Origin of the sequence: Auritidibacter ignavus, assembly GCF_003703835.1 — a bacterium.
Classification (GTDB): Bacteria; Actinomycetota; Actinomycetes; order Actinomycetales; family Micrococcaceae; genus Auritidibacter; species Auritidibacter ignavus.
This window is the reverse complement of record NZ_RDQR01000051.1, coordinates 1-1148: the sequence shown is the minus strand read 5'-3', so window position 1 is coordinate 1148 and position 1148 is coordinate 1. Positions and strand designations below refer to the sequence as shown.

The window sequence follows — 1148 nt, the reverse complement described above, 5'->3', positions numbered from 1 at the left end:
ACGTGGGTGCAAGCATCGGGTGTCATGATCACAGCGGCCTTGCTACCAGCAGTGAGGAAGACTGCCATGACAACAACCTACGATGTGATCCTGGGGCTAGACGTTGGTAAAAGCGCACAATACGGATGCGCCCTGACAACCACCGGCGAGAAACTCTACGACCGGGAATTACCGCAAGACGAAACCGCATTGCAAGACGTCATCGTTCAGCTCCAAAGGCACGATTCAGTGCTGGTGGTGGTCGATCAGCCTAACACCATTGGTGCCTTACCGATCGCGGTGGCCCGAGACTGTGACGCCACCGTGGCATACTTGCCGGGCTTGGCGATGCGCAAGGCCGCTGATCTGTATCCCGGCCGGCCCAAAACTGATGCCCGGGACGCGTTCATCATTGCTGATACCGCCAGAACCATGCCCCATACGCTACGAGCCATGGATCGGGAATCTGATCTGTTCTCGGCGTTGAAAGTGCTGGCTGGGTTTGATGATGACCTGGCTCGGGAATGTACCCCAGCCATCAACCGACTACGATCCTTGCTGGTGCACATTTACCCGTCACTGGAACGAGTCTTCACCGGCACCGTCCTCACACGGCCCATTGTCCTGGAGTTGTAGATTCGGTATCACGGACCCCACGGCCTGCAGGCTGCTGACAAATCTGGGGTAAAACGCTGGGCGAAAAATCATGCCCGCAAAGACCCCTCCGCGTTGATCGACCAGATCTTCGCGGCCCTAGCCGAGCAAACGGTCACCGTGCCTGGAACAGCTACCGTGGAACTGATCATCCCCAGGATGGCCGCCCAGATCAAAGAACTCAAAGCTCAACGCGCTCTGGTGGCCACCGAGGTGGAAACGATGGTCGATGCTCACCCTCTTACCCAGGTCTTGATTCCTATGCCAGGAGTCGGAATCAAGACCACCGCCACGATCCTGCTCACTGCAGCAGACTTCAGCTCCTTCCCCACCCCAGATCACCTGGCCACCTACGCCGGCATTGCTCCCGTAACGCGTCGCTCTGAGACCTCGATCCGAGGTGAGTCCCCGGCCCGCTCTAGCAATAAACAACTCAACAACGCCTTATTCCGATCCGCATGGATGGCCTCCTGCCACGACCCGGTATCGAAAGCCCACTACAACAAGAAACGCGC

General features: G+C 57.9%; 1 pseudogene. It reads left to right on the top strand.

The features are described 5' to 3' along the window. Positions 1–66: 66 nt before the first annotated feature. Positions 67–1148, top strand: a pseudogene (locus tag DYI20_RS13005) (IS110 family RNA-guided transposase); the annotation flags it as partial.